At 54.5% G+C, this 385-nt stretch carries 1 protein-coding gene; it reads right to left on the reverse strand.

The genetic code is table 11. The annotated features are described in order from the left end of the window. Positions 1 to 236, reverse strand: a 236-nt coding sequence (locus EOA32_RS39505; RefSeq protein WP_210214901.1) for a hypothetical protein, incomplete at its 3' end; no start/stop codon positions are given. Positions 237 to 385: the final 149 nt, after the last annotated feature.

A 385-nucleotide genomic window follows, 5' to 3' on the forward strand; every position in this document is an offset into this window, starting at 1 on the left:
AGATATTCGAGCATCGAGAAGCCTGCAGCAAGGATCGCCTGTCGGACCTTATGCAGCGCCTGCTCGATGGATCCCATTGGTGGTGCGGTCCTGACATAATCCGCAGTGAAATGCCCTTGAGTCTTCACGTCAGTAGGCGAGGATACGTGGTCGCAATTGAGGGCTGTACGAAACCTCGAAAAGTTGCGCGATTGTTGGCCAGTAAGGCAATCCATCCCGGTCACGCAAATGGTCAAACGGCAGCAGTCTTCCGAGGTCGATAAATTCAAGGGCATCGAAATTGGGCAGCCGGATCCACTTCTGGTTCTACCACACATCGCGTCGCGTCGAGTAGTGCGAACTGTTCGCCGGTCGCAGCTGCGAGAAATCGTTCCCCTGTCTGATA

This window comes from Mesorhizobium sp. M1A.F.Ca.ET.072.01.1.1, assembly GCF_004023325.1.
Classification (GTDB): domain Bacteria; phylum Pseudomonadota; class Alphaproteobacteria; order Rhizobiales; family Rhizobiaceae; genus Mesorhizobium.